The 21,502-nt window shown below is 61.0% G+C and carries 20 protein-coding genes; 8 read left to right on the top strand and 12 right to left on the bottom strand.

The genetic code is table 11. From position 1 onward, the window contains the following. Positions 1-32 precede the first annotated feature (32 nt). From astA to ABD997_RS01255, 8 genes are all read right to left on the bottom strand, one after another. Positions 33-1,046, bottom strand: coding sequence for an arginine N-succinyltransferase (astA, locus tag ABD997_RS01290; protein ID WP_345315206.1), 1,014 nt, complete (start codon positions 1,044-1,046; stop codon positions 33-35). A gap of 14 nt (positions 1,047-1,060) precedes the next feature. Further along, a complete protein-coding gene (locus ABD997_RS01285; protein WP_345315205.1) occupies positions 1,061-2,278 on the bottom strand; it encodes an aspartate aminotransferase family protein in 1,218 nt (405 codons plus the stop codon). Positions 2,279-2,741: 463 nt separating this feature from the next. Then, positions 2,742-5,162 carry a S9 family peptidase gene (locus tag ABD997_RS01280; protein ID WP_345315204.1) on the bottom strand — a complete coding sequence of 807 codons (2,421 nt, stop codon included), beginning with the start codon at positions 5,160-5,162 and terminating at the stop codon, positions 2,742-2,744. Between the two features lie 118 nt (positions 5,163-5,280). Then, positions 5,281-5,862 (bottom strand): anthranilate synthase component II, encoded by a 582-nt coding sequence (locus tag ABD997_RS01275; protein ID WP_345315203.1) that lies wholly within the window; start codon positions 5,860-5,862, stop codon positions 5,281-5,283. 90 nt (positions 5,863-5,952) lie between these two features. Continuing rightward, positions 5,953-6,555: a DUF2238 domain-containing protein gene (locus ABD997_RS01270; RefSeq protein ID WP_345315202.1), complete on the bottom strand. Its 603-nt coding sequence runs from the start codon at positions 6,553-6,555 to the stop codon at positions 5,953-5,955. Positions 6,556-6,639: 84 nt separating this feature from the next. Then, positions 6,640-7,671, bottom strand: a complete 1,032-nt coding sequence (locus ABD997_RS01265; protein WP_345315201.1) for a TRM11 family SAM-dependent methyltransferase — start codon at positions 7,669-7,671, stop codon at positions 6,640-6,642. Between the two features lie 166 nt (positions 7,672-7,837). Further along, positions 7,838-8,539 (bottom strand): TIGR02444 family protein, encoded by a 702-nt coding sequence (locus tag ABD997_RS01260; RefSeq protein ID WP_345315200.1) that lies wholly within the window; start codon positions 8,537-8,539, stop codon positions 7,838-7,840. A gap of 2 nt (positions 8,540-8,541) precedes the next feature. Further along, positions 8,542-10,437, bottom strand: a complete 1,896-nt coding sequence (locus ABD997_RS01255) for an ATP-binding cassette domain-containing protein (protein WP_345315199.1) — start codon at positions 10,435-10,437, stop codon at positions 8,542-8,544. A gap of 72 nt (positions 10,438-10,509) precedes the next feature. Between ABD997_RS01255 and ABD997_RS01250 the strand changes: the two genes are divergently transcribed. Then, complete coding sequence (locus ABD997_RS01250) at positions 10,510-10,710, top strand: YheV family putative zinc ribbon protein (protein WP_345315198.1); 201 nt, start codon at positions 10,510-10,512, stop codon at positions 10,708-10,710. A gap of 127 nt (positions 10,711-10,837) precedes the next feature. On the opposite strand, the gene lpoB is transcribed toward ABD997_RS01250, so the two are convergent. From lpoB to ABD997_RS01230, 4 genes are read right to left on the bottom strand one after another with little or no spacing between them, the layout of a single operon-like run. Further along, positions 10,838-11,431 (bottom strand): penicillin-binding protein activator LpoB, encoded by a 594-nt coding sequence (lpoB, locus tag ABD997_RS01245; RefSeq protein ID WP_345315197.1) that lies wholly within the window; start codon positions 11,429-11,431, stop codon positions 10,838-10,840. Positions 11,432-11,453: 22 nt separating this feature from the next. Beyond that, entirely contained in the window at positions 11,454-12,797 is a 1,344-nt protein-coding gene (locus tag ABD997_RS01240) for a COG3014 family protein (RefSeq protein ID WP_345315196.1), read from the bottom strand. Further along, a complete protein-coding gene (gene def / locus ABD997_RS01235; RefSeq protein ID WP_345315195.1) occupies positions 12,782-13,303 on the bottom strand; it encodes a peptide deformylase in 522 nt (173 codons plus the stop codon). Before def ends, ABD997_RS01240 begins: the two co-directional genes overlap by 16 nt. 21 nt (positions 13,304-13,324) lie before the next feature. Continuing rightward, positions 13,325-13,537 carry a SlyX family protein gene (locus ABD997_RS01230; protein WP_345315194.1) on the bottom strand — a complete coding sequence of 71 codons (213 nt, stop codon included), beginning with the start codon at positions 13,535-13,537 and terminating at the stop codon, positions 13,325-13,327. Positions 13,538-13,719: 182 nt separating this feature from the next. Here ABD997_RS01230 and ABD997_RS01225 point away from each other — a divergent pair, with 182 nt between their 5' ends. The 7 genes from ABD997_RS01225 (at position 13,720) to ABD997_RS01195 (ending at position 21,416) form a co-directional block, all read left to right on the top strand. Further along, complete coding sequence (locus ABD997_RS01225) at positions 13,720-14,085, top strand: YacL family protein (protein ID WP_345315193.1); 366 nt, start codon at positions 13,720-13,722, stop codon at positions 14,083-14,085. Between the two features lie 216 nt (positions 14,086-14,301). Continuing rightward, positions 14,302-15,684: an ammonia-forming cytochrome c nitrite reductase gene (gene nrfA / locus ABD997_RS01220; RefSeq protein WP_425557022.1), complete on the top strand. Its 1,383-nt coding sequence runs from the start codon at positions 14,302-14,304 to the stop codon at positions 15,682-15,684. 321 nt (positions 15,685-16,005) lie between these two features. Then, the gene (gene glnK, locus ABD997_RS01215) at positions 16,006-16,344 is read left to right on the top strand and encodes a P-II family nitrogen regulator (protein WP_345315192.1); all 339 of its coding nucleotides are present in this window, start codon (positions 16,006-16,008) and stop codon (positions 16,342-16,344) included. A gap of 10 nt (positions 16,345-16,354) precedes the next feature. Further along, positions 16,355-17,605, top strand: a complete 1,251-nt coding sequence (locus tag ABD997_RS01210; RefSeq protein ID WP_345315191.1) for an ammonium transporter — start codon at positions 16,355-16,357, stop codon at positions 17,603-17,605. A 137-nt stretch (positions 17,606-17,742) separates the two neighbouring features. Continuing rightward, the gene (locus tag ABD997_RS01205; RefSeq protein ID WP_345315190.1) at positions 17,743-18,741 is read left to right on the top strand and encodes a Fe(3+) ABC transporter substrate-binding protein; all 999 of its coding nucleotides are present in this window, start codon (positions 17,743-17,745) and stop codon (positions 18,739-18,741) included. After that, complete coding sequence (locus ABD997_RS01200) at positions 18,738-20,369, top strand: ABC transporter permease (protein WP_345315189.1); 1,632 nt, start codon at positions 18,738-18,740, stop codon at positions 20,367-20,369. Before ABD997_RS01205 ends, ABD997_RS01200 begins: the two co-directional genes overlap by 4 nt. An 18-nt stretch (positions 20,370-20,387) precedes the next feature. After that, entirely contained in the window at positions 20,388-21,416 is a 1,029-nt protein-coding gene (locus ABD997_RS01195; RefSeq protein ID WP_345315188.1) for an ABC transporter ATP-binding protein, read from the top strand. The last annotated feature ends 86 nt before the right edge of the window (positions 21,417-21,502 follow it).

The following is a 21,502-nucleotide window of genomic DNA, read 5'->3' as shown; positions in this document are numbered from 1 at the left end:
TGCATGGAAGCTGAACTCTCTTATTCGTGTCATTACATCGGCAGGATCCAGACCGGATCGCCGGCCTCGATCTTCAGGGCGCTGAGGACCGCTTGGCTCAGGCCAACACGGTCGGCGCCTTCGCCCATCATCGCTCCTGAGCGGATCACCCGGTGATCCGGCAGACGGCCGTTACCGATCAGGTAATCGCCATTGAGCTGGTCCGGTTCAACCAGCAGACTGCGGCGCTTCTGGCAAGCCTTGACCGCCCGGATCGCGTCCCGCTGGCACTCAACGGTCGGGCCGGCGTCGAAGATATCCACGTAGTTATTGAAGCGGAACCCTTCTGCCTCCAACAGAGCCAGGGCCGGCTCGGTGCTCTCGTGAACTTTGCCGACCACCGCCTGCGCCTCGTCACTGAGCAGGTTCACGTAGATCGGGTGGCGGGGCATCAGCTCTGCCACGAACACCTTGTCGCCGATCCCCGTCAGGTAGTCGGCGGTGGGGAAATCGATGCCGAAGAAATGCTCTTCGAGCCACTGCCAGAAGGGGGAGCGCCCCTCTTCATCCGAGACTCCGCGCATCTCCGCGATCACCCGGTCCGCAAAGCGTTCGGCGAAGGCGGCGAGCAGCACAAATCGACTGCGGGAGAGCATTCGGCCTATCTGGTCGCGGCGCCACTGGGGCAGCAGGAACAGGGTGCACAGCTCCGAAGCCCCGGTGTAGTCGTTGCATAGGGTCAGGGTTTGCACCTCACGACGGATCCCGAGTTTTTCCGACACATGCACATCGGTACCCAAGCGGTAGTGATAAAAGGCGTCGGTACTGCCCACCGCCGCCTCGATGCCGCAGGTGCCTACCACCCGTCCCTGATCCTCCAGCACCATCAGGTAGCCTTCATCATTGGGTTGCGTGACCGACTTGGCGAAGCTGGCTTCGCTGCGGGCAATCTTGCGCTTGAGCAGCGCCTCATCCACCGGCAGGGAGGTGAAGCCATGTCCCGAGGCCTCGGCGATGGCTCGCAGGGCGTTGTAATCACTGTGTCGGATCGGGCGGACAATCAGCATCTTAAGCTCTCCGCTCAGGCCGCAGTGACGGCGGCAACCGCACGCTCAAACCGGGCCAGCCCCTCGGCGACTTCGGCTTCGGTAATCACCAGACTGGGCGCAAAGCGCACCACGTTCGCACCGGCGATCAGGCACATCAGGCCGGCATCGGCACTGGCCACCAGGAAATCCCGTGCCCGACCCTGGTAATCCTCGTTGAGGGCGGCGCCTATCAGCAGGCCCATGCCACGGACTTCGGAGAACACCTTGTAACGGTCGTTGATCGCATTGAGGCCGTCGCGGAACTGCTGATGACGCGCTGCGACATTTTCCAGCACCTCCGGCTTGCGGATCTCATCGATCACCGCCTGGGCCACGGCACAGGCCAGCGGGTTACCACCATAGGTTGAACCATGGGTGCCGGGCTTCAGGCTGGCGGCGATCTTGGCGGTGGTTAGCATGGCGGCGACCGGGAAGCCGCCCCCCAGTCCCTTGGCGGAGGTAAGTACGTCCGGGGTCACGCCAAACTGTTCGTAGGCATAGAGGGTGCCGGTACGGCCAGCACCCGTCTGCACTTCATCGAAGATCAACAGGGCGTTGTGCTGATCGCACAGTTCGCGAACACGCTGGATAAATTCCGGGTTGGCGGGGACGATCCCGCCCTCACCCTGCATCGGCTCCATCATCACCGCACAGGTGCGATCGCTGATGGCGGCTTCCAGGGCCTGGATATCGTTGAAGGGCAGGTGGTCGATGGCACCGGGCTTGGGCCCGAACCCTTCGGAGTAGGCGGGCTGGCCACCGACGCTGACGGTAAAGAAGGTGCGGCCATGGAAGCCTTGGTGGAACGCCAGGATCTGATCCTTATCCGGGCCGAAGTGGTCCAGTGCGTAGCGACGCACCAGCTTCAGCGCCGCTTCGTTCGCTTCTGCGCCGGAGTTGGCAAAATAAACCCGCTCGGCAAAGGTGTGATCCACCAGGGTTTGGGCCAGTTTGAGGGCAGGTTCGTTGGTGAATACGTTGGAGAGGTGCCAGAGCTTGTTGCCCTGCTCGGTCAGTGCACGTACCAGCGCGGGATGGCAGTGTCCAAGGCTGTTAACGGCGATGCCGCCGGCAAAGTCGATGAACTCGCGGCCCTGCTGATCCCAGACATGGCTGCCTTCTCCCCGAACCGGCACGATGTTGGCCGGGTTGTAGTTGGGCACCATGACGTCATCGAACTGGGCGCGGGTCGGGGCTTGTTGAGCGGTCATTGCGGTTCTCCTTTGGGCCAGCGTTCCCTGAGGTCGCCGGCAAAACTGGGTTCCTTTAACAAAACCTTATAAAAATAAACATCAACAGTCAAAATTGGACTCTAGTGCGTATTTTTATATGTTTTGAGTATTTATGCAGCGCCAGAAAGGGGCTGCGGGGCTTCGTGGTTGAGGCTTACCTGTTCCAAAAGGCCCTGTTGGAGAGGTTTTTATTTGGAGGGTGTCGAAAAACACCCCGCTGGGACCGAGTCGGATAAACACCGAGTCACCACAGTTATGCTTTTTGGGTGAGGGAGTATGCAGCGCAAGTGGGTTGGTGTCGTTCGCCCGCCATCCGGGCCGAGTGTCATCGACAGAGTGAAAAACGACTAAGGCAGCAGCAGGTTGGCCCCGCTGAGGGTTGGCGAAGCTAGGCGTGGGTCCTCTGGGCCTTTAATCAAAGGTCCAGAGGACGGCCTTTGGTTTACTCCGCTTTCAGGTTCTCCTCGAACAGGCGGAAGATACGTCGGTATTCATCCAGCCAACTGTAGGGCTGGCGGAAGCCATGGGGCTCGACCGGGTAGATGGCGGTCTCAAACATCGGCTTCTCCAGCTCAATCAGGCGCTGGACCAGTCGCACACTGTCTTGAAAGAAGACGTTGTCATCCAGCACACCGGCCATGATCAGCAGCGGCTTTTGCAGCCCCTCGGCATGGTAGATGGGGGAGCTGCGGCGGTAAGCGATGGGATCCAACTCTGGCGTGTTGAGGATATTGCTGGTGTAGCCGTAGTTGTAGTGGGCCCAGTCGGTCACCGGTCGCAATGCGGCGCCGGCCTGGAACAGATCCGGCTGGGTAAACAGGGCCATGAAGGTGAGGAAGCCGCCGTAGCTGCCGCCGTAAGTGCCCACACGCTGGCGGTCAACAGAAACGTTAGCCACCATCCAGTCGATGCCATCGCGCAGGTCGTCCACTTCCGGGTGGCCCATATTGCGGTAGATGGCGGTTCGCCAGTCGCGTCCATACCCCTTGGAACCGCGGTAATCCATGTCCATGACCACGTAACCCTGCTGCGCCAGCAGATTATGGAACATGTACTCGCGGAAATACTTGGAGAAGCCGTAGTGGGCATTCTGCAGGTAGCCGGCACCGTGGTTGAAGATCACCGCCGGATACTGCTTGGCGGGGTCATAATCCGTCGGCAGGTAGAGCCGGGCGTAGATCGGTTGTTCCTGGTGGCTGGAGGGGACGGCGATCACCTGCGGCGCCTGCCAGGGATAGTTTAGATAGGCGGCTTCGGTGGTGTGGGTGAGCTGGCGGGCGGTGCCACCGATGGACTGAATGTAGAGCTCCTCGGGGCGGGTGCGGCTGGAGTAATCCAGCAGGAGCTGGGTCTCATCCGGGCTAAGTTGGTAGCTCAGCATCCCCTTGAGATCCGTCAGTTGCTCGATACGCCCATCGCTAACGGCGACGCGAAACACCTCGTACTGGCCCGGATGGTTGGGGTTAGCGGTGTAGTAGAGATGGCGCTTGTCGCGGGAGAGCGTCAGGTTGGAGACCACCTGGGTGCCGTCGGTCAGGGCCTTGAGCTTGCCATCGAGCGGCTTGAGGTAGAGGTGCGAATAGCCGCTGTGCTCGGAGAGCAGGTAGAGGGTTTGGGTATCCAGCCAGCCAAACTCGTTGTGGGTATAGTTGACCCATTCGGGGTCGTGTAGCCGGTGCTGGGTGGTCAGTCGACCCTTGGCCAGATCCACGGTGGCAAGCCAGCGGTCCTTGTTGTCGATCGCCTCCAGCATCAGGGCCAGGCGGTCCTCGGCGTCGTGCCACTGCGCCGCGCTCTGCTGCCATTCCCAGTCCTGGATCAGGCGAATGGCCCGGACAGTGGCCGGCGCCTGTGTGCCATTCTCCTGCTTGATGGGCGCCAGGACATCCTCGTCAAAGCCCGAGAGCCCCTCCCAGGTGATAGGCGTGGTGGTGCGTTGCTCAAGATCCAGTATCACCAGGCGTTGACCGGCTGGGTTGGCCTCCGCCACCCGGGCCCGGACTTTTACGGCGTTGACGTAGCCGCGCTTATCCAGGTAGTCCGGCATGATGTCCTGCTCACCGCGCCAGCTGTTCTCCTTGTCGATCAGCGCGACCAGGAGGTATCGGCCGGAGGGGGAGAGCGACAACTCCGCCACCTGCTCGCTGCTGCCGAGGTAGAAGGGATCGGGCAGCAGTCGCGGATCCGCCGCGATGCGGGCCAGGCGGTGCGCCTCTTTCGCCTTGGCATGGCGGTAGTTCATATCCACGAACTGGCTCAGTTTACGCTGTTCCCGGGCCAGGTAGGTCTTGGGTTCGTCGGCGTCGGGTGCCGCTTCCATTGCCAGTTGGGCCAGCATGCGGCGCTGACCGCCATCGGCGGCGATGGACTCGATGCGGTCCGAGCGCCAGAAAGCGATGCGACCATCATTGAGCCAGCGCAGACCGGTGATCGGTTCGGGATCCTGGGTCAGCTGCTTGATCTTGTCGCCCTGGCGAACCATCAACTGGCCCTCGTAGAGCCAGATCCAGGCGCTGTGGTCGACATTGGCCTGTACCTTGTCGCTGTGCCAGCCGTATTGGGGCAGCGGCAGGAGTTCGGCATCCCCATCGATTGGGTGATGGTAGCGATCGCTGATGGGGCTGCCCGCCCGTTTGCGGTCATAAAGGATGGCATCACCATCAATGGCCCAGAAGGCGTTCTTAGCGCCGCGCCCAATCCAGTCTGGATCCGCCATGATCTGCTTGAGCGTCAGCGGGGTGGTGATCTGGGGTTGAGACGGCGGTGAGAGGGGTTCTGAGGGAGAGGGGGGCGTTTGCGGTGCCAGCTGGGCACAGCCAAAGAGTACCGAGCTTAAGCCCAGCACCAACATCCTGGTTTTCATGATGGCGACTTCCGTGCTGTGGTTAGGGGTCTTCGGCGGTCGTTATACCACGCTGGCGGATGCTTATAAACGCACTGGTAACAGTTGGTTACAGCTTGATTACCAGCATGGGCGGTGATCAGGCGGAAGGCTTGAGGAAGTTGGCCAGCAGGGCCAACCCCTGCTCCGTGAGCACGGATTCGGGATGAAACTGCACCCCTTCGATGGGCAGGTGACGATGTTTGAGCCCCATGATCTCCAGGGCGCCGCTGTCACTGTAGGTCCAGGCGGTGACGATCAGCTCTTCGGGTAGCGAGGCGGGGTCCACCACCAGGGAGTGGTAACGGGTGACGGTCAGGGGGTTGGGCAGGCCAGCAAAGACGCCCTGGCCAAGGTGCTCGATGGCGCTGGTTTTGCCGTGCATTACCCGTTCTGCCCTGACCACTTTGGCGCCGAAGTGCTGGGCCAGGCTCTGGTGTCCCAGGCAGACGCCGAGGATGGGAACCTGTCCGGCGAAGCGCTGGATCACCGCCAGACTGAGTCCGGCCTGATCCGGCGATTTGGGCCCAGGGGAGATGACGATATGATCCGGATTGAGGGTGGCGATCTCCTCCAGGGAGGTCTCGTCGTTGCGCCGCACCACCACCTCCTGGCCCAGCTGCTGAAAGTACTGCACCAGGTTGTAGGTAAAGGAGTCGTAGTTATCGAGCATCAACAGCATGGATGGGGCTCCGGCATGAAACGGCGGGCGGATCCTATCAGGTTTTTGGGTCTGCTGCTTCACTCGGGAGTAGCCGCTCCCAAGGGAGCCTCACTTAGGATTCAGCGCGCGTAACTGTCGGTCGTGCCAGTGTCGTAGCAACCACAGGGCGAGAAGGGCACCGAGCAGCGCCATCGCCATGTCGGACTGGGTGTCCCAGGGGTCGCCCTGGGTGCCAAGAAAGGCTTCTGCATCCTGTCCAGAGAGCAGGGCCACCCACCATTCGATCAACTCGTAAAAGGCGCTGAAGGCGAGGCAGACGCTGATCGCGAAGAGGTTCATCCAACCCCGGGTTCGAACCACCTGATGCCGGATCAGGATCTCCCGTGCCAGGATCGCCGGCACAAACCCCTGGGCAAAGTGTCCGAGCTTGTCATAGTTGTTGCGCGTACCGCCGGTGAGGTCCCGGATCCCGTCAAACAGCGGGACCTCGGCATACGTATAGTGGCCACCGACCATCAGGATGACGCAGTGCAGGAGGATCAGGCCATAGAGCAGAGGGGTGAGAGGGAAGGGTTTGTAGGTCAGCGCCAGCAGAAGCCCTGCGAACAGGGCCGGCAGCACTTCGAGAAACCAGGTGAAGCCATCTTTAGGCTCGATAGCTGACCAGATCAGTACCGAAGCGAATGTTGCTATCCAAAGAACCCTTGCCATCCTTTGCTCCCGTTGTCGGCCTCAAAGGCTAACTTCGTCGCTGACACCGCGAATGGCAAGGGCTGAGTTGTTTATCGCGAAGTCTTACGCCTTCACCGCGACGATCAGGTTGCGGTTGATGGACTGGTCCACCCGGTGCAGGTAGCCGTTATAGGGGGCTTGGTCCAGCACGGTGAAGCCGTTCTGCTCCAGCAGCGGAGCCACCTCGCGGTACTTCATGGTGAACTCGTTGAAGGAGAGCACCATGGCGCCTCCGGGTTTGAGCACCTTGAACCAGGCGGGCAGGGCTTCGCTGAGCAGGGTCAGGGCGCTACGATCCAGCTTGCTGTCCATGGCGCTCTTGTTGCCATGCTGGACCCCGTAGGGCAGGTCGGACACCAGCAGGTCGCAGTGATTTTTCTTCAACAGGCGATCGGCCAGGCGAGTGTCGGCGGGGAACAGACGGAACTGTTGGGTTCGACCGGCGGCATAGTCCGCCTTGTCGGCGGCGGTTTCGACGCAGTAGAGATCCGCCAGCTTCTTGCCATCGCTGCCAGTGCGCTTCTCCTTGGTGATCTTGTGTTTATAGCGACCGGTTTTCAGGAAGCGGGCGATGTAGGCCTGGATCTCCAGGGTCCATTTGCTGTTGATCTCTATCCCTTCCACATCAAAGCCGCGCATCATCCCCTCATAGAGGGTGGTGCCTTTGCCACACATGGGATCCAGCAGCCGGGGTTTCGCGCTGTCGGTCTGGCAGGCGCTCTGGGCCAGGTTGATCATCAGGCGGGTAAACTGCTCGTTGGTCTTGCCGGTGTACTTAAGGATCTGGCTCAGGCTCTGGGGGAAGCGGTGGATCTCAGGTACGGCAATGGGACGAAGCAGGGGGCCGGGCAGCTGTTCAAACAGGGCAAAGAAGGGTGAACTGGCGGCCAAGGCGGCCAGGGTCTTGTGGTTCAGCGGCTGTTCGGTGGTAAAACTCAGGCTGGCGGGCAGGCCCGGGATCATCTGGTCATCGGGGAGGATGGTAACGCCGGTGCCCTGGCAAACTGCGGCCAGTTCCAACAGGGCGATCGCCCTAGCGTTGTCGAGGTAGATCCGCTGATGACCCGGATGGGCAAGGATGGCGTAGTGGTGCATGACGCAAGCCTTTAATTTCGTTGAACAGGGTAAAAATGGGCGCTAAAAGTACCAGTATCAAGGGATATTGGCAATTTCCTCGGTCGCACAGGCCACACCCGCCTGCCCCGGTTCAACAGGACCCGTTGCGATCATGGAAAGCTGGGAGGTTAAGTTGGCGGGGTGTTCAGCGTCGCGCGGCAGCGTCGCGCAGGCAGGCTGGACAGAGGCAGCCTTCCTCTTTGGCGGCCCCGTCCAGGGGCAGGCGTGGTGTGCCCTGAGGCAGGGCGCTGAAACACCAGCAGTCGGCACCGGCTCGGCAGTCGAAACGGGCGCCGCAGCGGGGACAGCATTTCGCAATGGGGGCAATCGTGGAGGGGTCGGTAGGCGTGCCACCATCGAGGTCCGGTGTATTGCCCTGACGGTCATGAAACAGCGAGTGCAGCTGACTGGAGAGGGGGAGATCCATCCGGTGCAGGGGAAGGTCGAGGGCGTCTAGGCAGGCGTCCAGGTTGTCACCACTGAGGGCGGTCTTCATCGGCGCCAGTGCCTTGAGCAGCAGCGCCTGGCTGCGCCGCTCCAGCACGAGCTCACCCTCCAGTAGCCGTTGGTAACCCACCTTATCCAGGTCGGCCTTGGCCCGCCGACGCAGCTGGCGATAGGGGATCAGCACCTGGTCGCACCAGGCCCGATGCCCCTGCTCCAACTGCCGGAACTGTCCCGCGTTGAGAAACTGGCCGCTTTGTTGCAGCCAAAGGGCCAGCAGCAGCAGGTTCGGCTCCAAGCCGTGGCGCTCCTGCAGGGTCAGAGCGATCTCACTGACCGCCCCGGTCTCCCAGAGGTCAAGCGAGAACTGCCAGAAGGTGTCGGCGGAAGGCGTTTGGGTCATGGTCACTCCGGAGCCAGCTCCTGGGTCAGGGTCTCTATCTGCTCCTGCAGCTCGAGCCACTCCATCTCCAGCGTTTCCTGCTGCTCCTGCAGTTCCCCGCGCTCCTTGAGCAGTTGGGTCAGTTCCGCCTTGTTGTCATCCTGGTAGATGTCGCTGTCCGCCAGCCGCGCTTCCAGCGCCTCCAAGCGCTGCTGGGCCGCTGCCAGCTGCTTATCCAGCTGGGTTTGGCGCTTCCGGAAGGGGGAGAGGCGCTGACGCAGCTCCGCTTCTTGACGTTTCTGGGCCCGGCGATCGGTTTTGGGCTCCGGGGGGGCTGAATCCGTGGCCGGCTCCCGTTTCAGCAGCCACTGATGGTAGTCCTCGAGATCCCCCTGGAAAGGCTCCACCCGGCCAGCATCCACCAGGTAGAAATCTTCGCAGGTGGCCCGCAGCAGGTGGCGATCGTGGGACACCACCACCATCGCCCCTTCGAAGCCCTGCAGGGCCAGAGTGAGGGCGTGGCGCATCTCCAGGTCCAGGTGGTTGGTGGGTTCATCCAGCAACAGCAGGTTGGGCCGTTGCCATACCAGCAGAGCCAGCACCAGCCGAGCCTTCTCGCCGCCGGAGAAGGGGCGTACCGGGGCCAGGGCCGTGTCGCCGGCAAAGCCGAAGCCACCGAGGAAGTTGCGCAGATCCTGTTCCCGTGCCTCCGGGGCCAGCCGTGCCAAGTGGTCTCGCGGGGAGTCATCCAGCCGCAGCGCTTCGAGCTGGTGCTGGGCAAAATAGCCAATTTTGACCCCCTGACTCATCACCAGCTCACCGGCCTGAGGGGGCAGCTCGCCTGAGAGCAGCTTGATCAGTGTTGACTTCCCTGCCCCGTTGCGTCCCAACAGGCCAATGCGGCTGCCGGGGACCAGGTTGAGTTTGATCTTCTCCAGGATGGTAACGGCTCCGTAGCCGCCCTGGACCTGGTCCAGTCTCAGCAGGGGAGAGGGCAGGGCTTCCGGTGCCCGAAAAGCCATCTGGAACTGGGAGTCGGCATGGGCCGGGGCGGAGAGGGTCAGTTTCTCCAGGGCTTTAAGGCGGGACTGGGCCTGGCGTGCCTTGGTGGCCTGGGCGCGGAAACGATCGACATAGGCCTGCATATGGGCCCGTTGCCGCTCCTGCTTCTCGAACTGGGCCTGTTGCTGTGCCTGACGCTCCGCCCGGATCCGTTCGAACTGGCTGTAGTTGCCTTTGTAGTGATGCAGTTGCAGCTGCTCCACGTGGACCACCTCCCCCACCACCGCATCGAGAAAGTCGCGGTCGTGGCTGATCAGGATCAGGGTACCGTCGTAGCGCTTGAGCCAGCCTTCGAGCCAGATCAGAGTATCCAGGTCCAGGTGGTTGGTGGGTTCATCCAGCAGCAGTAGGTCCGAAGGGATAAGTAGCGCACGGGCGAGGTTGAGGCGCATCCGCCAGCCGCCGGAAAAGGCTTTTACCGGCCGCCCCTGGGCATCGTTATCAAACCCCAGCCCGCTTAACAGCTCTGCTGCCCTGGCGGGTACCTGGTAGCCATGGTAAGCCTCGAAAGCGGCATGAGCATGCCCGATGCGGGTGCCCTCGCCATCCGCCTGAGCGTCGTGCAGCTCCTGCTCGAGCTGGCGGTAGCGCTGGTCTCCATCCAGCACGTAATCCAGGGCGCTGCAATCCAGCGCCGGGGTTTCCTGAGCCACGCTGGCCTGGCGCCACTGGGGCGGCACCCGGCACTCACCGGCGTCGACGCCGAACTCCCCACGCAGCAACGAGAGCAGACTCGACTTGCCGACCCCATTGGCGCCCACCAGAGCCACCTTGTGGCCGGGATAGAGGGTTAGGCTGGCATTGTCGAGAAGGCGTTTGCCGCCACGGATGAGTTGGACCTTATCCAGGGTTATCATGGGGGAACTTCAATTGTAAAAATTGGCCGGATGATACCATTTCCCTCTCCGGCTCAACAGGAGCCCAGCCCTATGCCCAACCTTAAGAAACGTTTTATCGCCGGTGCCCAGTGTCCTAAGTGCCAGGAAGCGGACAGCATCATGCTCTACGGCGAGCAGGGGGTGGAAGTGATGGAGTGCGTGGCCTGTGGCTACAAGAAGCGCCAGGGGAGCGAGCCGGCCGAGCGCCAGGCGGGTGCCGGTGACGTGATCGGCGTGTTCAAGCCCGAATAATGGGCCAGTGAGTCAGGCCAGGAGGCTTCGGGTCATCGCCCGCTGTTGTGGGCTTTGGAGTCATGAAGCCCTTAAACGCAGGAGGCCCGGACAACCCCAGGCCTCCTGCGTTTAGGACGAAGGATATTTAGCGGCCCAGGAAGGACTTGGATTTCTGCTTACGCAGCTCCTTCTCGTCCGCCCATTCGATCAGGCCGGACTCAAGATCCATCAGGCGCATGGTCATCTTGTAGTAGACGTCCTTGGTGGAACCATCCTGTTTGACGATGGAGGAGAGGTTGCCATAGAGCATGTATTGCGCCCCCACCTGGCGACCGAACTGGATCGCCTGGCTGGGATCCACCATGCCGGCACTGTTTTGGAAGTCCAGCTGCTTGCGCACGGCGTCCACCTTTGTCATGTCGATAAAACGGAACTGACCGGAGCGCAGTAAGCGGGTGCTGATGGTATCGGTGATGGATTCGGTGTCGATATGTTCCGATGTTTTGTTGGTGATCCGGTCGACAAACAGGATGGGGCGGTCCTGGGCGGTGAGCGCGGTGACTGAGGGGGTGGTGAGCATGGAGTCCACCATCTTGGTGGCCACCGCCTGCAGATCGGTGGAGCCGAAGCTGATGTCGACGGTTTCCACTTCGGTGGCGTCGCGGTACTCCACCTTGGACTGACAGCCGGCCAGTACCAGGGCCAGCGACAGGGGTAGCAGGTACTTCAGTGCTTTCATGGTTTGTCCCTCCTCGAATCGATTAAATCAGTATGGTTTGTATTTGCCGGGTTCCCGCCTGCTCGGCGATCCACACGAGGGTGGTGCGACCGGGGGCGATGGCGACCTCCGTCTGCAGACCCGCAGCGGTGAGTCGGTAGTCGCCGGGATGAAGGTGACGGGTCGCCGCTTGCGCCTGGCGTGGCAGGGTGAGCCAGCTGCGCCGGTCGGCCTGTTCCGTCAGGGCGTTGAATATCTGCATCGAGATGGCGCCAAAGTCGCCGCCCTTGCGCTCAGCCCAGGCATTGGCGTTGTGCTTGGTTGCCAGTCTAATGCCCTGACGGAGCAGGATAAAGGGGTATTGTTCCCGCAGTGAACGGGCGGCCATCTGGTCCAGGTCTGCCAGCGGCTCTGTGGTCAGGATGTCGGCATCCAGTTGCACCGTCAGGAGCGATGGTGGGGCCTGGATCCCCCTGTAGGTGGGCAGGGCGATCTGCTGATAGTAGCTGTCCCAACTGAAGGGGATGGTGATCTGCTGGCGGGGGGGCAGCGTGCCGGTTTCATAAAGGATCACCAGGCGACCGCTCTGGGAGGGCGCGGGTATCGGCGCACCAAACTGACGCTCCAGAGTGTCGCAGTCGATATTTAGCTGGCACGCCAGGCGTACCACCTCCCGCTGAAGCAGGGTATTTTCAGGTCTGAGCTGCAACGCTTTACGCAGATCGATCAGGGCATCGTTGGGCTGCCCGGCAGCTTCATAGATGACTGCGTTGCTGAACAACACGTAGGGGTTGATGAAGGAATCCGGAGCGTTGCCCGCCTGGCGGTCTAGCCGGGTCAGCTCGGCGTCGATGCTGGCATTGCTGATCGCCCTCTGAGACTTGAGGTTTTCCCGGTAGGTCTTCTGGGCCAGGATCTGGGCCTGGTCCGCCCGACGTACCTCCACCAGCGCGGCTTCCAGATCCGATTGCCACAGGTAGTTCAGGGCCTGTTGCTGGTGCAGCATGACCCGCTCAAACGCCTGGCCCCGGTAAGCTAAAAGGTTTTCCGAAACCGTGGCAGCGCCCAACTGCTGACTGATGTCGGTGAAGGAGACGATCGCTCTCCAGTCGAGCTGGTCGTAGTCGGCCATCGCCTGGCGGTAGTAGTCGAGACTCGCCGGGGTATCCCCGAGCAAGGCGGCGATTCGTCCCGCCTCCTGGGCATAGAGGAGGCCATCCCCATCATCAACGTGGTTCGCCAGGCTTGCCAGGGCGGCGTCCCCGTTGCCCCGCTGGATCTGCGCCTGCACGGCGGCAATGCGGTTGGGGTAGGGCTGAAACAGGCTGCTGCCGGCGCATCCAGCCAGCAGCAGGACCAGGAGAAGGGCTTTCAGTCGCCTTGGCACTGCCGCTCCCAGACGCTGCTGGCGATAAGATCGCTGCCGTTGGTGATATGGTCGAGGAAGGTTCGCCCCTCGAGGTGATCAAATTCGTGCTGCACGATGCGGGCGACGAAGCCCTCGAAGTGACGCTGATGCCAGCGACCGTCGGCATCCTGGAAACGGGCGCTCACCGCATTGCGGCGACGCACTTTGCCGCGGATCCCGGGTACCGACAGGCAGCCCTCCCAGGCCTCTATCCACTCACCCTGGGGTTCCCCCAGCTCCGGATTGATCATCGCCAGAGGTTCCATTATGGGCGCATCCGGGTAACGGGGATTGGGACGGGAGGCGATGATCATCACCCGTTGAGAAACGAAGATCTGCGGGGCAGCAATACCGACCCCGTTGCTGGCGTGCATGGTGTCGGTCAGGGTGGTCAGCAGCGCTCCCAGCCGATCATCGAAGTGGTCAACCGGCTCGGCCCGGCGGCGCAAAACGGGTTCGCCCAGTTGTGCAATCGCAGCGGTCATCAGCTTGGCGGCCTCCAGGTCTTAATAGTGGGGTGGCGGTGTCTCTTCACTGCTGTCGGCGATCTGGCTATTGGGCATAGATCTTAGTCGCTGCGCCAGCAGTCGGATCTGCTCGGACTGCTTGGCCAGTTCGGCGTTGAGACGAACCAGGGTGTCGTTCAGTTGATCGATGGTGCTCTCCTGGTAGGCCACTTTGGTCTCCAGATCCAGCAGGCGTTGGCCATAGTCGTTCATGGGGTTCCTTGAGTCATTAAAGTGGGGATAAGCCCCGGAGGGCGTCAGTTTACCAAACTCTCCCTCCATTCCCCCATCAAAAGCGGGCTGAACCCTGAGCGTTCGGTGCGGGGCCTGTAACCGGCCGCCAACCCGCTGGGTTACACTATCGTGACAAACGCCAACCAATTATGAAGAGCACCATGGAATATGAATTTCGCCGCGAGTGGGGCGGTCCACCGATGGTCGTGATGTCGATGGGTCATGAGGCGATAGGGCGCTTTGTCCAGGAGGAGTTGTCCACACCTGAGGCGGTGGCCGCCCTGATGCAAGCGCTCAAGGCCCTGCCTTTGCGCTCGGGCAGCGAGTACCGACAGGAGGGGCGGGAACAGAGTCTTGTGGCGGAAGCGGACGAGGTGTTGATCCAGGATCACCGCCTTCACCAGGAGGATGACGCCGCTGAATCGCTGGAGTTGAACCTTTACGATGCTGAGGCAGAAGCGTGCTGTGGTCTGGAGGATTTCCTGATGCTGCTGGAGAGCTGGCACGCGTTTTTGCTGGGACATTGAACTCACTCCCCAGCGAAACAGGCCAGAGGTACGCATCGCTTAGTGTCAAAATTTAAGGGAAAAATAGAATAACTATCATCACGTTAGGTTCTTTATAGGGCAGAGCGCCCGACGTCATCCTACCCCAGTAATAACCTTACAAAAGCAGTGGTAAAGCACTCGCAAGTGAACTAGTTTCATCTGCAGGTGAGTCATATTCAAAACTGGGAGAAACAGATGGACAGGGTAAAACGGCGTTGTGTCGCGCTTATGGCCGCGGTGTTGGTGATGGGAGCAAGTCAGGCAGCAGAGTCGATCACCGAGGCGGATAACAGCAAGTTTGAACGTTTCAAGCGCCAGCATCAGTCCTGGCAAAAGACCAGCGAAAGCAGTGAGGTGGTGGATGCCCTGGCGGAGGATCCCAATTTGGTGATCCTGTGGGCGGGCTACGGCTTTGCCAAGGACTACAACAAGGCCCGCGGCCATCATTATTCCGTGACGGATGTGCGTCAGACCCTACGCACCGGCGGTCCCATGGGGCCGAGCGAAGGGCCAATGCCGATGGCGTGCTGGTCCTGTAAGTCCCCCGATGTCCCGCGCTATATCGAGACCAACGGTGAAGCGGAGTACTTCAGCGGCAAGTGGGCCAAGGGTGGCCCGGAGATCACTCAGGAGATCGGGTGCGGCAACTGTCATGACAATAATGCCCGGTTGCGCCTATCGGTGCCTTTTGCCCAGCGGGCGATGGACACCATAGGTTGGAAGTGGGAGGAAGCGAGCAAGTCTCAGAAGCAATCCATGGTCTGTGGCCAGTGCCACGTTGAGTATTACTTCACCAAGGAGAGCACCTTCGTTAAGTTTCCCTGGGACAACGGCACCAAAGCCGACGAGATGGAGGTCTACTACGACGCCATCGAGTTTGCGGATTGGACGCACGCTCTCTCCCGGGCGAAGATGCTCAAGGCTCAGCACCCCGGCTTTGAAACCAGTCTGACCGGAACCCATGGCCGCAACGATGTTTCCTGCACCGATTGTCACATGCCCAGGGTGACCAATGCCGAAGGCAAGAAATACACCGACCATAACGTGGGCAACCCGTTCGATCAGTTCGAGTTCACCTGTGCACGCTGCCACTCCCAGAGCAAGGAGACCCTGCAGGGGGTGATCGCGGATTACAAGAAGATGGTGCTCGATGCCCGTATTCAGGCCGAGACGCAGCTGGTCCATGCCCACTTTGAAGCCAAGGCAGCCTGGGATGCGGGGGCGACTGAGGCGGAGATGGCCGAGGCGCTGACCGCCATCCGTCATGCTCAGTGGCGTTGGGACATGGCTATTGCGTCTCATGGGATCCATGCCCACAACCCGGAAGAGGCGCTCAGGCTGCTGGCTTCCTCACTCGAGCGCAGTGCCAATGCGCGAACCTCGCTGGCGCGGGTGCTGGCCAAGCATGGTGTCATGGAGGCCGTAGCTGTGCCAGACATCTCCACCAAGGCGGCGGCCCAGGCGGCGCTGGGGATGGATATGGATAAGATGAATGCGGAGAAGGCCCGCTTCCTGGAGGAGCAGGTGCCTCAGTGGGACAAGGCGTATCAGGAGAAGTATGGTGCCAATGCCCCATAATCCTGGCTCATGAGATCGATGCGGCTCCCTTCGGGGAGCCGTTTTGCTTCCCGCCCATTTCGCCATGGCCCATCCCATTACTGGTATCACCATGGTACCGCTGGGCGCTCCAAACCCCCGCTGATGAATTCACCCCAAGGCAGGGCCTGGCTGTGCACCAAACTGGTGCCTGCGGCCTGAACCTTGGTCAGTTTCGGTGCGACATCCCTCTCTTTGCGCTCAGTTTATTTTGTAAGCAATTGAAATGATAGGGTAAAAATTTATGGCACGGGAGTTGATAAGTTCTAGGCAAGAGCGCAGTGCGTGAACGAGGAGAACGGGATGAAACTGGTCAGCGCAATCATTAAACCTTTCAAACTGGATGATGTCCGCGAAGCCGTGGCGGAGATGGGCGTCGATGGACTGACGGTCACCGAGGTCAAAGGTTTCGGTCGTCAGAAGGGTCACACGGAGCTTTACCGCGGGGCCGAATACCAGGTCGACTTCCTGCCGAAGGTGAAACTGGAGATCGCCACTCAGAGCGACCAGGTGGACCGCCTGATCGAGGTGATCACCCAGGCCGCGGGAACCGGGAAAATTGGCGATGGCAAGATCTTTGTGACAGACCTGGACCGGGTGGTGCGGATCCGCACCGGGGAAATGGACGCGGAAGCGCTCTAAGGAGGACACCATGGAAGAGTTAACGAAATTGGGCCTGACAGTCACTGAGCTGCGTTTTGCCCTTGATACCTTTTACTTTTTGATCTCCGGTGCACTGGTGATGTGGATGGCGGCGGGCTTCGCCATGCTGGAAGCGGGCCTGGTGCGATCTAAAAACACAACGGAGATCCTGACCAAAAACATGTGCTTGTACGCGATTGCCTGTGCCATGTACCTGCTTGTGGGTTACCACATCATGTACGTAGACAACGCAGAAGCGGGCTGGCTGCCAAGCTTTGGTGCCTTGATCGGTACCCAGGCGGATGGCGCGGATCACGCCCTGGAGTCGGATTTCTTCTTCCAGGTGGTGTTTGTCGCGACGGCGATGTCCATCGTCTCTGGGGCGGTGGCTGAGCGCATGAAGCTTTGGGCATTCCTGGCATTTGCCGTGGTTCTCACCGGCTTTATCTATCCGATGGAGGGATATTGGACCTGGGGGGGTGGCTTTGTCTCTGAATTCGGATTTGTCGACTTTGCCGGTTCCGGCATCGTCCATATGGCGGGTGCGGCCGCGGCAATTGCCGGAGTGCTTCTTTTAGGTGCCCGTAAGGGCAAATACAACGCCGATGGCAGCGTGAATCCCATTCCGGGCTCCAACATGCCTTTGGCGACCCTGGGGACCTTTATCCTCTGGTTGGGTTGGTTCGGCTTCAATGGCGGCTCCCAACTGCTGGTATCCGATGCAGAGAACGCGTCTGCTGTGGCCAAGATCTTCGTGAACACCAATTCCGCCGCCGCCTTCGGCGCGCTTGCGGCCCTGGTGGTATGCAAGATGACCTGGGGCAAAGCGGATCTGACCATGATCCTCAACGGCGCGTTGGCTGGCCTGGTGGCGATAACCGCCGACCCTCTCTCCCCCTCCCTGGGCCTGGCGGCGGTCATCGGTGTCGTGGCCGGTGGCGTGGTGGTCTTCGCTATCGTGGGGATGGATAAGCTCAAGATTGATGACCCTGTGGGCGCGATCTCAGTGCACGGTGTTTGCGGTTTGCTGGGCCTCGTACTGGTGCCCATCTCCAATGGTGAGGCCACCCTGGGTGCTCAACTGCTGGGCGCCGCGGTGATCTTCGGTTGGGTGTTCATTACCAGCCTCATCACCTGGGGAATTCTCAAGGCGGTCATGGGAATCCGCGTCTCCGAAGAGGAGGAGTACCAGGGGATGGATATGTCGGATTGTGGAGTCGATGCCTATCCGGAATTCATCACTGTGAAAACCGCCGGATAAAAAACCAAAAGTTTGAACCAGGCCCCCTTTTCGGGGGCCTTTTTTGTGCTTCGGAGATTGCCAGCTGGCGGCGTACTGAGTAATCTTTAACTGCTAAAAGGAATTATTCTCATTTTCGAATCTGCTGGAGACACATCATGTTTCGACCCCTTTTCGCCACGGTCCTGCTTCTGATCAGCACCGCCACTTTTGCCCAGACTGTCACCGTTTACTCCTACCGTCAGCCGTTTCTGATCGAGCCGATGCTGGAGCGGTTTACCGAGGAGACCGGGATCCAGACACAGGTGGTGTTTGCCCAGACTGGTCTGGAGGAGCGCCTTAAGCGTGAGGGGCGTCTCTCCCCGGCGGATCTGGTACTGACTACCGACATCTCCCGCCTGGCCACTCTGGTGGAGATGGGGCTGAGCCAGCCGGTGGAGAGCGAGGTTCTGACCCGCAACATCCCCAGCCAGTATCGCTCCCCGGATAACCAGTGGTTTGCTTTGACGCTGCGCGCCCGCACGGTTTACACCCCGAAAGATCGCCTCGGACCGGTTGCGCTGAGCTATGAAGACCTCGCCAAGCCGGAGTTCGCCGGCAAGATCTGTATGCGTTCCGGTAAAAATGCCTACAACGTGGCCCTGATCGCCAGCATGATCGCCCACCACGGCGAAGCGGAGGCTAAAACCTGGCTGGAAGGGGTCAAAGCGAACTTGGCTCGCAAGCCGCAGGGCAATGATCGGGCCCAGATCAAAGCAGTGGCAGAGGGAGTATGCGATTATGCCATCGGCAACAGCTACTACTACGGCGCCATGCTCAAAGATCCCAAGCAACGCCCCGTTGCGGAGCAGGTGGTGATCAACTTCCCCAATCAGGGGGATCGTGGTGCCCACATCAACGTATCCGGCGCGGTGGTAGCCAAGCACGCTAAGAACCTCGAAGGCGCCAAGGCGCTGCTGGAGTTCCTGACCCAGCCGGAAGCCCAATCGGTGTACGCCGAATTGAATGCTGAATACCCGGTAAACCCGGCGGTAGCACCTTCGGAGATGGTGGCTTCCTGGGGAGCCTTCAAGGCCGATGAGTTGCCGGTATACCAACTGTCGGTATACCACGCCGCCGCGATGAAACTGTTAGACGAAGTAAGGTTTGATCTTTGATCCAAACACTCTCCCGTCGCTGGAGCCTGGGCGGTTACCTCACGGTAGCCGTCCTGTTGTTACCCCTGGCGGCATTGATATTTCAATCTCTGGATCCTGACCAGGCGGTTTTTGACCACCTGCGTCAAACGGTGTTGGCGGATTACGTCATCAACACCGTCCTCCTGATCCTGATGGTGGCCTGCGGCGCCCTGGCCCTGGGGTTGCCTGCAGCCTGGCTGGTGGCGATGTGCCGGTTTCCGGGCCAGCGGGTGTTCCAGTGGGCCCTGCTGTTGCCGTTGGCGATGCCCGCCTACATCGTCGCCTATGTCTACACGGATCTGCTCGATTATGCCGGCCCGGTGCAGCGTGCGTTGCGGGAGTTCATGGGTTGGAGTGGTCCGACGGATTACCTCTTCCCGGAGATCCGCTCCCTCGGCGGCGCGGCGCTGATGCTGGCGCTGGTGCTTTTTCCCTACGTGTTCATGCTGGTGCGCACCGCCTTCCTGGAGCAGGCCAGTAACCTGATCCAGGCCAGCCGAACCCTGGGCTGCACCCCGACACAAAGCTTCTTTCGCCTCAGCCTGCCCCTGGCCCGCCCGGCCATCGTGGTGGGCCTTTCCCTGGTGGCGATGGAGACACTGGCGGACTTCGCCACTGTCCATTACTTCGCCGTGAATACCCTCACCACAGCGGTGTACGACACCTGGCTGGGCTTTGGCAGCATGGCCAGTGCGGCCCGCCTGTCGACCCTGATGCTGCTGGTGATCGCCGTGCTGATGTTTGCGGAACGTTTCGCCCGGGCCCGTCAGGAGCGGTTTCAAAAGGCGGAAGGAAAGAGTGAAGATTACGCCTACGAACTGCGTGGCTGGCGCGCCTGGCTGGCAACCGGCTACTGCAGCCTGCTGCTTGGGCTCTCCTTTGTCCTGCCGGCGTTGATCCTGCTGGATTATGCCTGGCACTACTTTGACCCCTCGGCGCTGCGCCACTTTGGTCAGTACAGTTGGAACAGCCTGCTGATCTCAACGCTGGTGGCGGTGGCAACGGTGATGATCGCCCTGGGACTGCAGTACCTGGCCCGAATCAGTCCACGCCGATGGGACCGGCTACCCAGCCAGTTGGCGGGCTTTGGCTACGCCCTGCCGGGGACGGTGCTGGCCATTGGGGTGCTGATCCCCCTGATCGCCGCCGACTTTGCGATCAATGATCTCTACCAGTGGTTGGAGCGGCCCCTGCCGGGATTGGTGCTGTCCGGCTCTCTGGTGGCACTGGCCTTTGGCTATACGGTGCGCTTCCTGGCGGTGGCCCTTGGGGCGGTGGAGAACAGCTTCAAACGGATCAGTCCCTCGCTGGATATGGCGGCTGCCACCATGGGGCAGGGGCCCTTCGGGATCCTGCGCCGAGTCCATTTCCCCCTGGTGCGCCGGGGGATGCTGGCGGCGGGGTTGATCGTTTTCATCGAAGCGATGAAAGAGTTGCCGGCGGCGCTGCTGCTCAAACCGATCGGCTTCGAGACCCTGGCGACCTACGTTTATCAGTTTGTGTCCGATGAGATGCTGGAGCTTGGGGCCCTGCCGGCCCTGGTGATCGTTCTGGTCGGACTGGTACCGGTGATCTTCCTCAACCGGAGCCTGGAGCAGGCGCACTAAGCGCTAAGATTAGAGACGATGTCAAAACTACAGATCCAACAACTGGCCTGCCAATATCAGGGTAAGCCGATCCTTGCCGGTCTCGACCTGATGCTGCAGGAGAACGAAATCCTCGCCCTGTTGGGGCCCTCGGGCTGCGGCAAAACCACCCTGCTGCGGGCCATCGCGGGCCTGCTGCCCGTCACCGAGGGTCATATTGTGCTGGATGGGGAGATCCTCTCGTCGGCACAGACCCTGCTGCCCACCGAGCAGCGTGGTATCGGTGTGATCTTCCAGGATTACGCCCTCTTCCCGCACCTTACGGTGGCTGAGAATGTGGCCTTTGGACTCAGGCACTGGGACAAGGGGGAGGCCCGGGCTCGGGTGGCCGAGATGATGGCGCTGGTCAAGCTGGATGGCCTCGAGGATCGTTATATCCATCAGCTCTCCGGTGGTCAGCAACAGCGGGTCGCCATCGCCCGGGCGCTGGCCTATAAGCCCCGCCTGCTGCTGTTGGATGAGCCTTTCTCCAACATCGATAGCCAGGTGCGGGGGGAGTTGATGCTGGAGATCCGACAGATCCTGCGCTCCCAGGGTATCAGTGCCATCTTCGTCACCCACGCCAAGGAGGAGGCGTTTGCCTTTGCCGACCGCATGGCGATCCTGCATGACGGCAAGGTTGCCCAGGCTGGGCCGGCGGAGGCGCTCTACTACCGGCCGGCCAATCGCTTCGTGGCGGATTTCCTAGGCGGTGGCAACTACCTGGATGCGACAGTCGCCAGCCCCAACGAGGTGCATACCCCCCTGGGGGCGATCCAGAGTGCCTCGGAGTTGCGCTATCCGCCGAAGTACGAGGGGACCTTGCTGCTGCGTCCGCAACAGCTGGCCATTGAGCCGGACAATGACGGCAGCGGCGTGGTGACCGAGCGTCGTTTTGCCGGAACCTATTGTGACTACGAGGTGAAGGTGGGGCCGGTGGCCCTTTCGGTGCGCTCTGGTCATACGGGGCTGGCGCTGGGCCAGCGGGTGGCGGTGGCGGCGCTGCCGCACGCCTTGGTACTGTTCTAAGCCGTCCTTTGAGGGGGCATTTATCCAACACGGGGCGCAAAGGCGCCCCGTTTTTGTGCTCCGGATGCATGGCCTATGTAACGGAT

Source organism: Ferrimonas gelatinilytica (assembly GCF_039544205.1).
GTDB classification, from domain to species: Bacteria; Pseudomonadota; Gammaproteobacteria; order Enterobacterales; family Shewanellaceae; genus Ferrimonas; species Ferrimonas gelatinilytica.
The sequence above is the reverse complement of the archived record's forward strand: the minus strand, read 5'-3'. Positions and strand labels throughout refer to the sequence as shown.

Coding starts and splice junctions, on each gene's coding strand:
- astA (WP_345315206.1), bottom strand. CDS start 1,046: ATGCTGATTGTCCGCCCGATCCGACACAGTGATTACAACGCCCTGCGA.
- ABD997_RS01285 (WP_345315205.1), bottom strand. CDS start 2,278: ATGACCGCTCAACAAGCCCCGACCCGCGCCCAGTTCGATGACGTCATG.
- ABD997_RS01280 (WP_345315204.1), bottom strand. CDS start 5,162: ATGAAAACCAGGATGTTGGTGCTGGGCTTAAGCTCGGTACTCTTTGGC.
- ABD997_RS01275 (WP_345315203.1), bottom strand. CDS start 5,862: ATGCTGTTGATGCTCGATAACTACGACTCCTTTACCTACAACCTGGTG.
- ABD997_RS01270 (WP_345315202.1), bottom strand. CDS start 6,555: ATGGCAAGGGTTCTTTGGATAGCAACATTCGCTTCGGTACTGATCTGG.
- ABD997_RS01265 (WP_345315201.1), bottom strand. CDS start 7,671: ATGCACCACTACGCCATCCTTGCCCATCCGGGTCATCAGCGGATCTAC.
- ABD997_RS01260 (WP_345315200.1), bottom strand. CDS start 8,539: ATGACCCAAACGCCTTCCGCCGACACCTTCTGGCAGTTCTCGCTTGAC.
- ABD997_RS01255 (WP_345315199.1), bottom strand. CDS start 10,437: ATGATAACCCTGGATAAGGTCCAACTCATCCGTGGCGGCAAACGCCTT.
- ABD997_RS01250 (WP_345315198.1), top strand. CDS start 10,510: ATGCCCAACCTTAAGAAACGTTTTATCGCCGGTGCCCAGTGTCCTAAG.
- lpoB (WP_345315197.1), bottom strand. CDS start 11,431: ATGAAAGCACTGAAGTACCTGCTACCCCTGTCGCTGGCCCTGGTACTG.
- def (WP_345315195.1), bottom strand. CDS start 13,303: ATGACCGCTGCGATTGCACAACTGGGCGAACCCGTTTTGCGCCGCCGG.
- ABD997_RS01230 (WP_345315194.1), bottom strand. CDS start 13,537: ATGAACGACTATGGCCAACGCCTGCTGGATCTGGAGACCAAAGTGGCC.
- ABD997_RS01225 (WP_345315193.1), top strand. CDS start 13,720: ATGGAATATGAATTTCGCCGCGAGTGGGGCGGTCCACCGATGGTCGTG.
- nrfA (WP_425557022.1), top strand. CDS start 14,302: ATGGACAGGGTAAAACGGCGTTGTGTCGCGCTTATGGCCGCGGTGTTG.
- glnK (WP_345315192.1), top strand. CDS start 16,006: ATGAAACTGGTCAGCGCAATCATTAAACCTTTCAAACTGGATGATGTC.
- ABD997_RS01210 (WP_345315191.1), top strand. CDS start 16,355: ATGGAAGAGTTAACGAAATTGGGCCTGACAGTCACTGAGCTGCGTTTT.
- ABD997_RS01205 (WP_345315190.1), top strand. CDS start 17,743: ATGTTTCGACCCCTTTTCGCCACGGTCCTGCTTCTGATCAGCACCGCC.
- ABD997_RS01195 (WP_345315188.1), top strand. CDS start 20,388: ATGTCAAAACTACAGATCCAACAACTGGCCTGCCAATATCAGGGTAAG.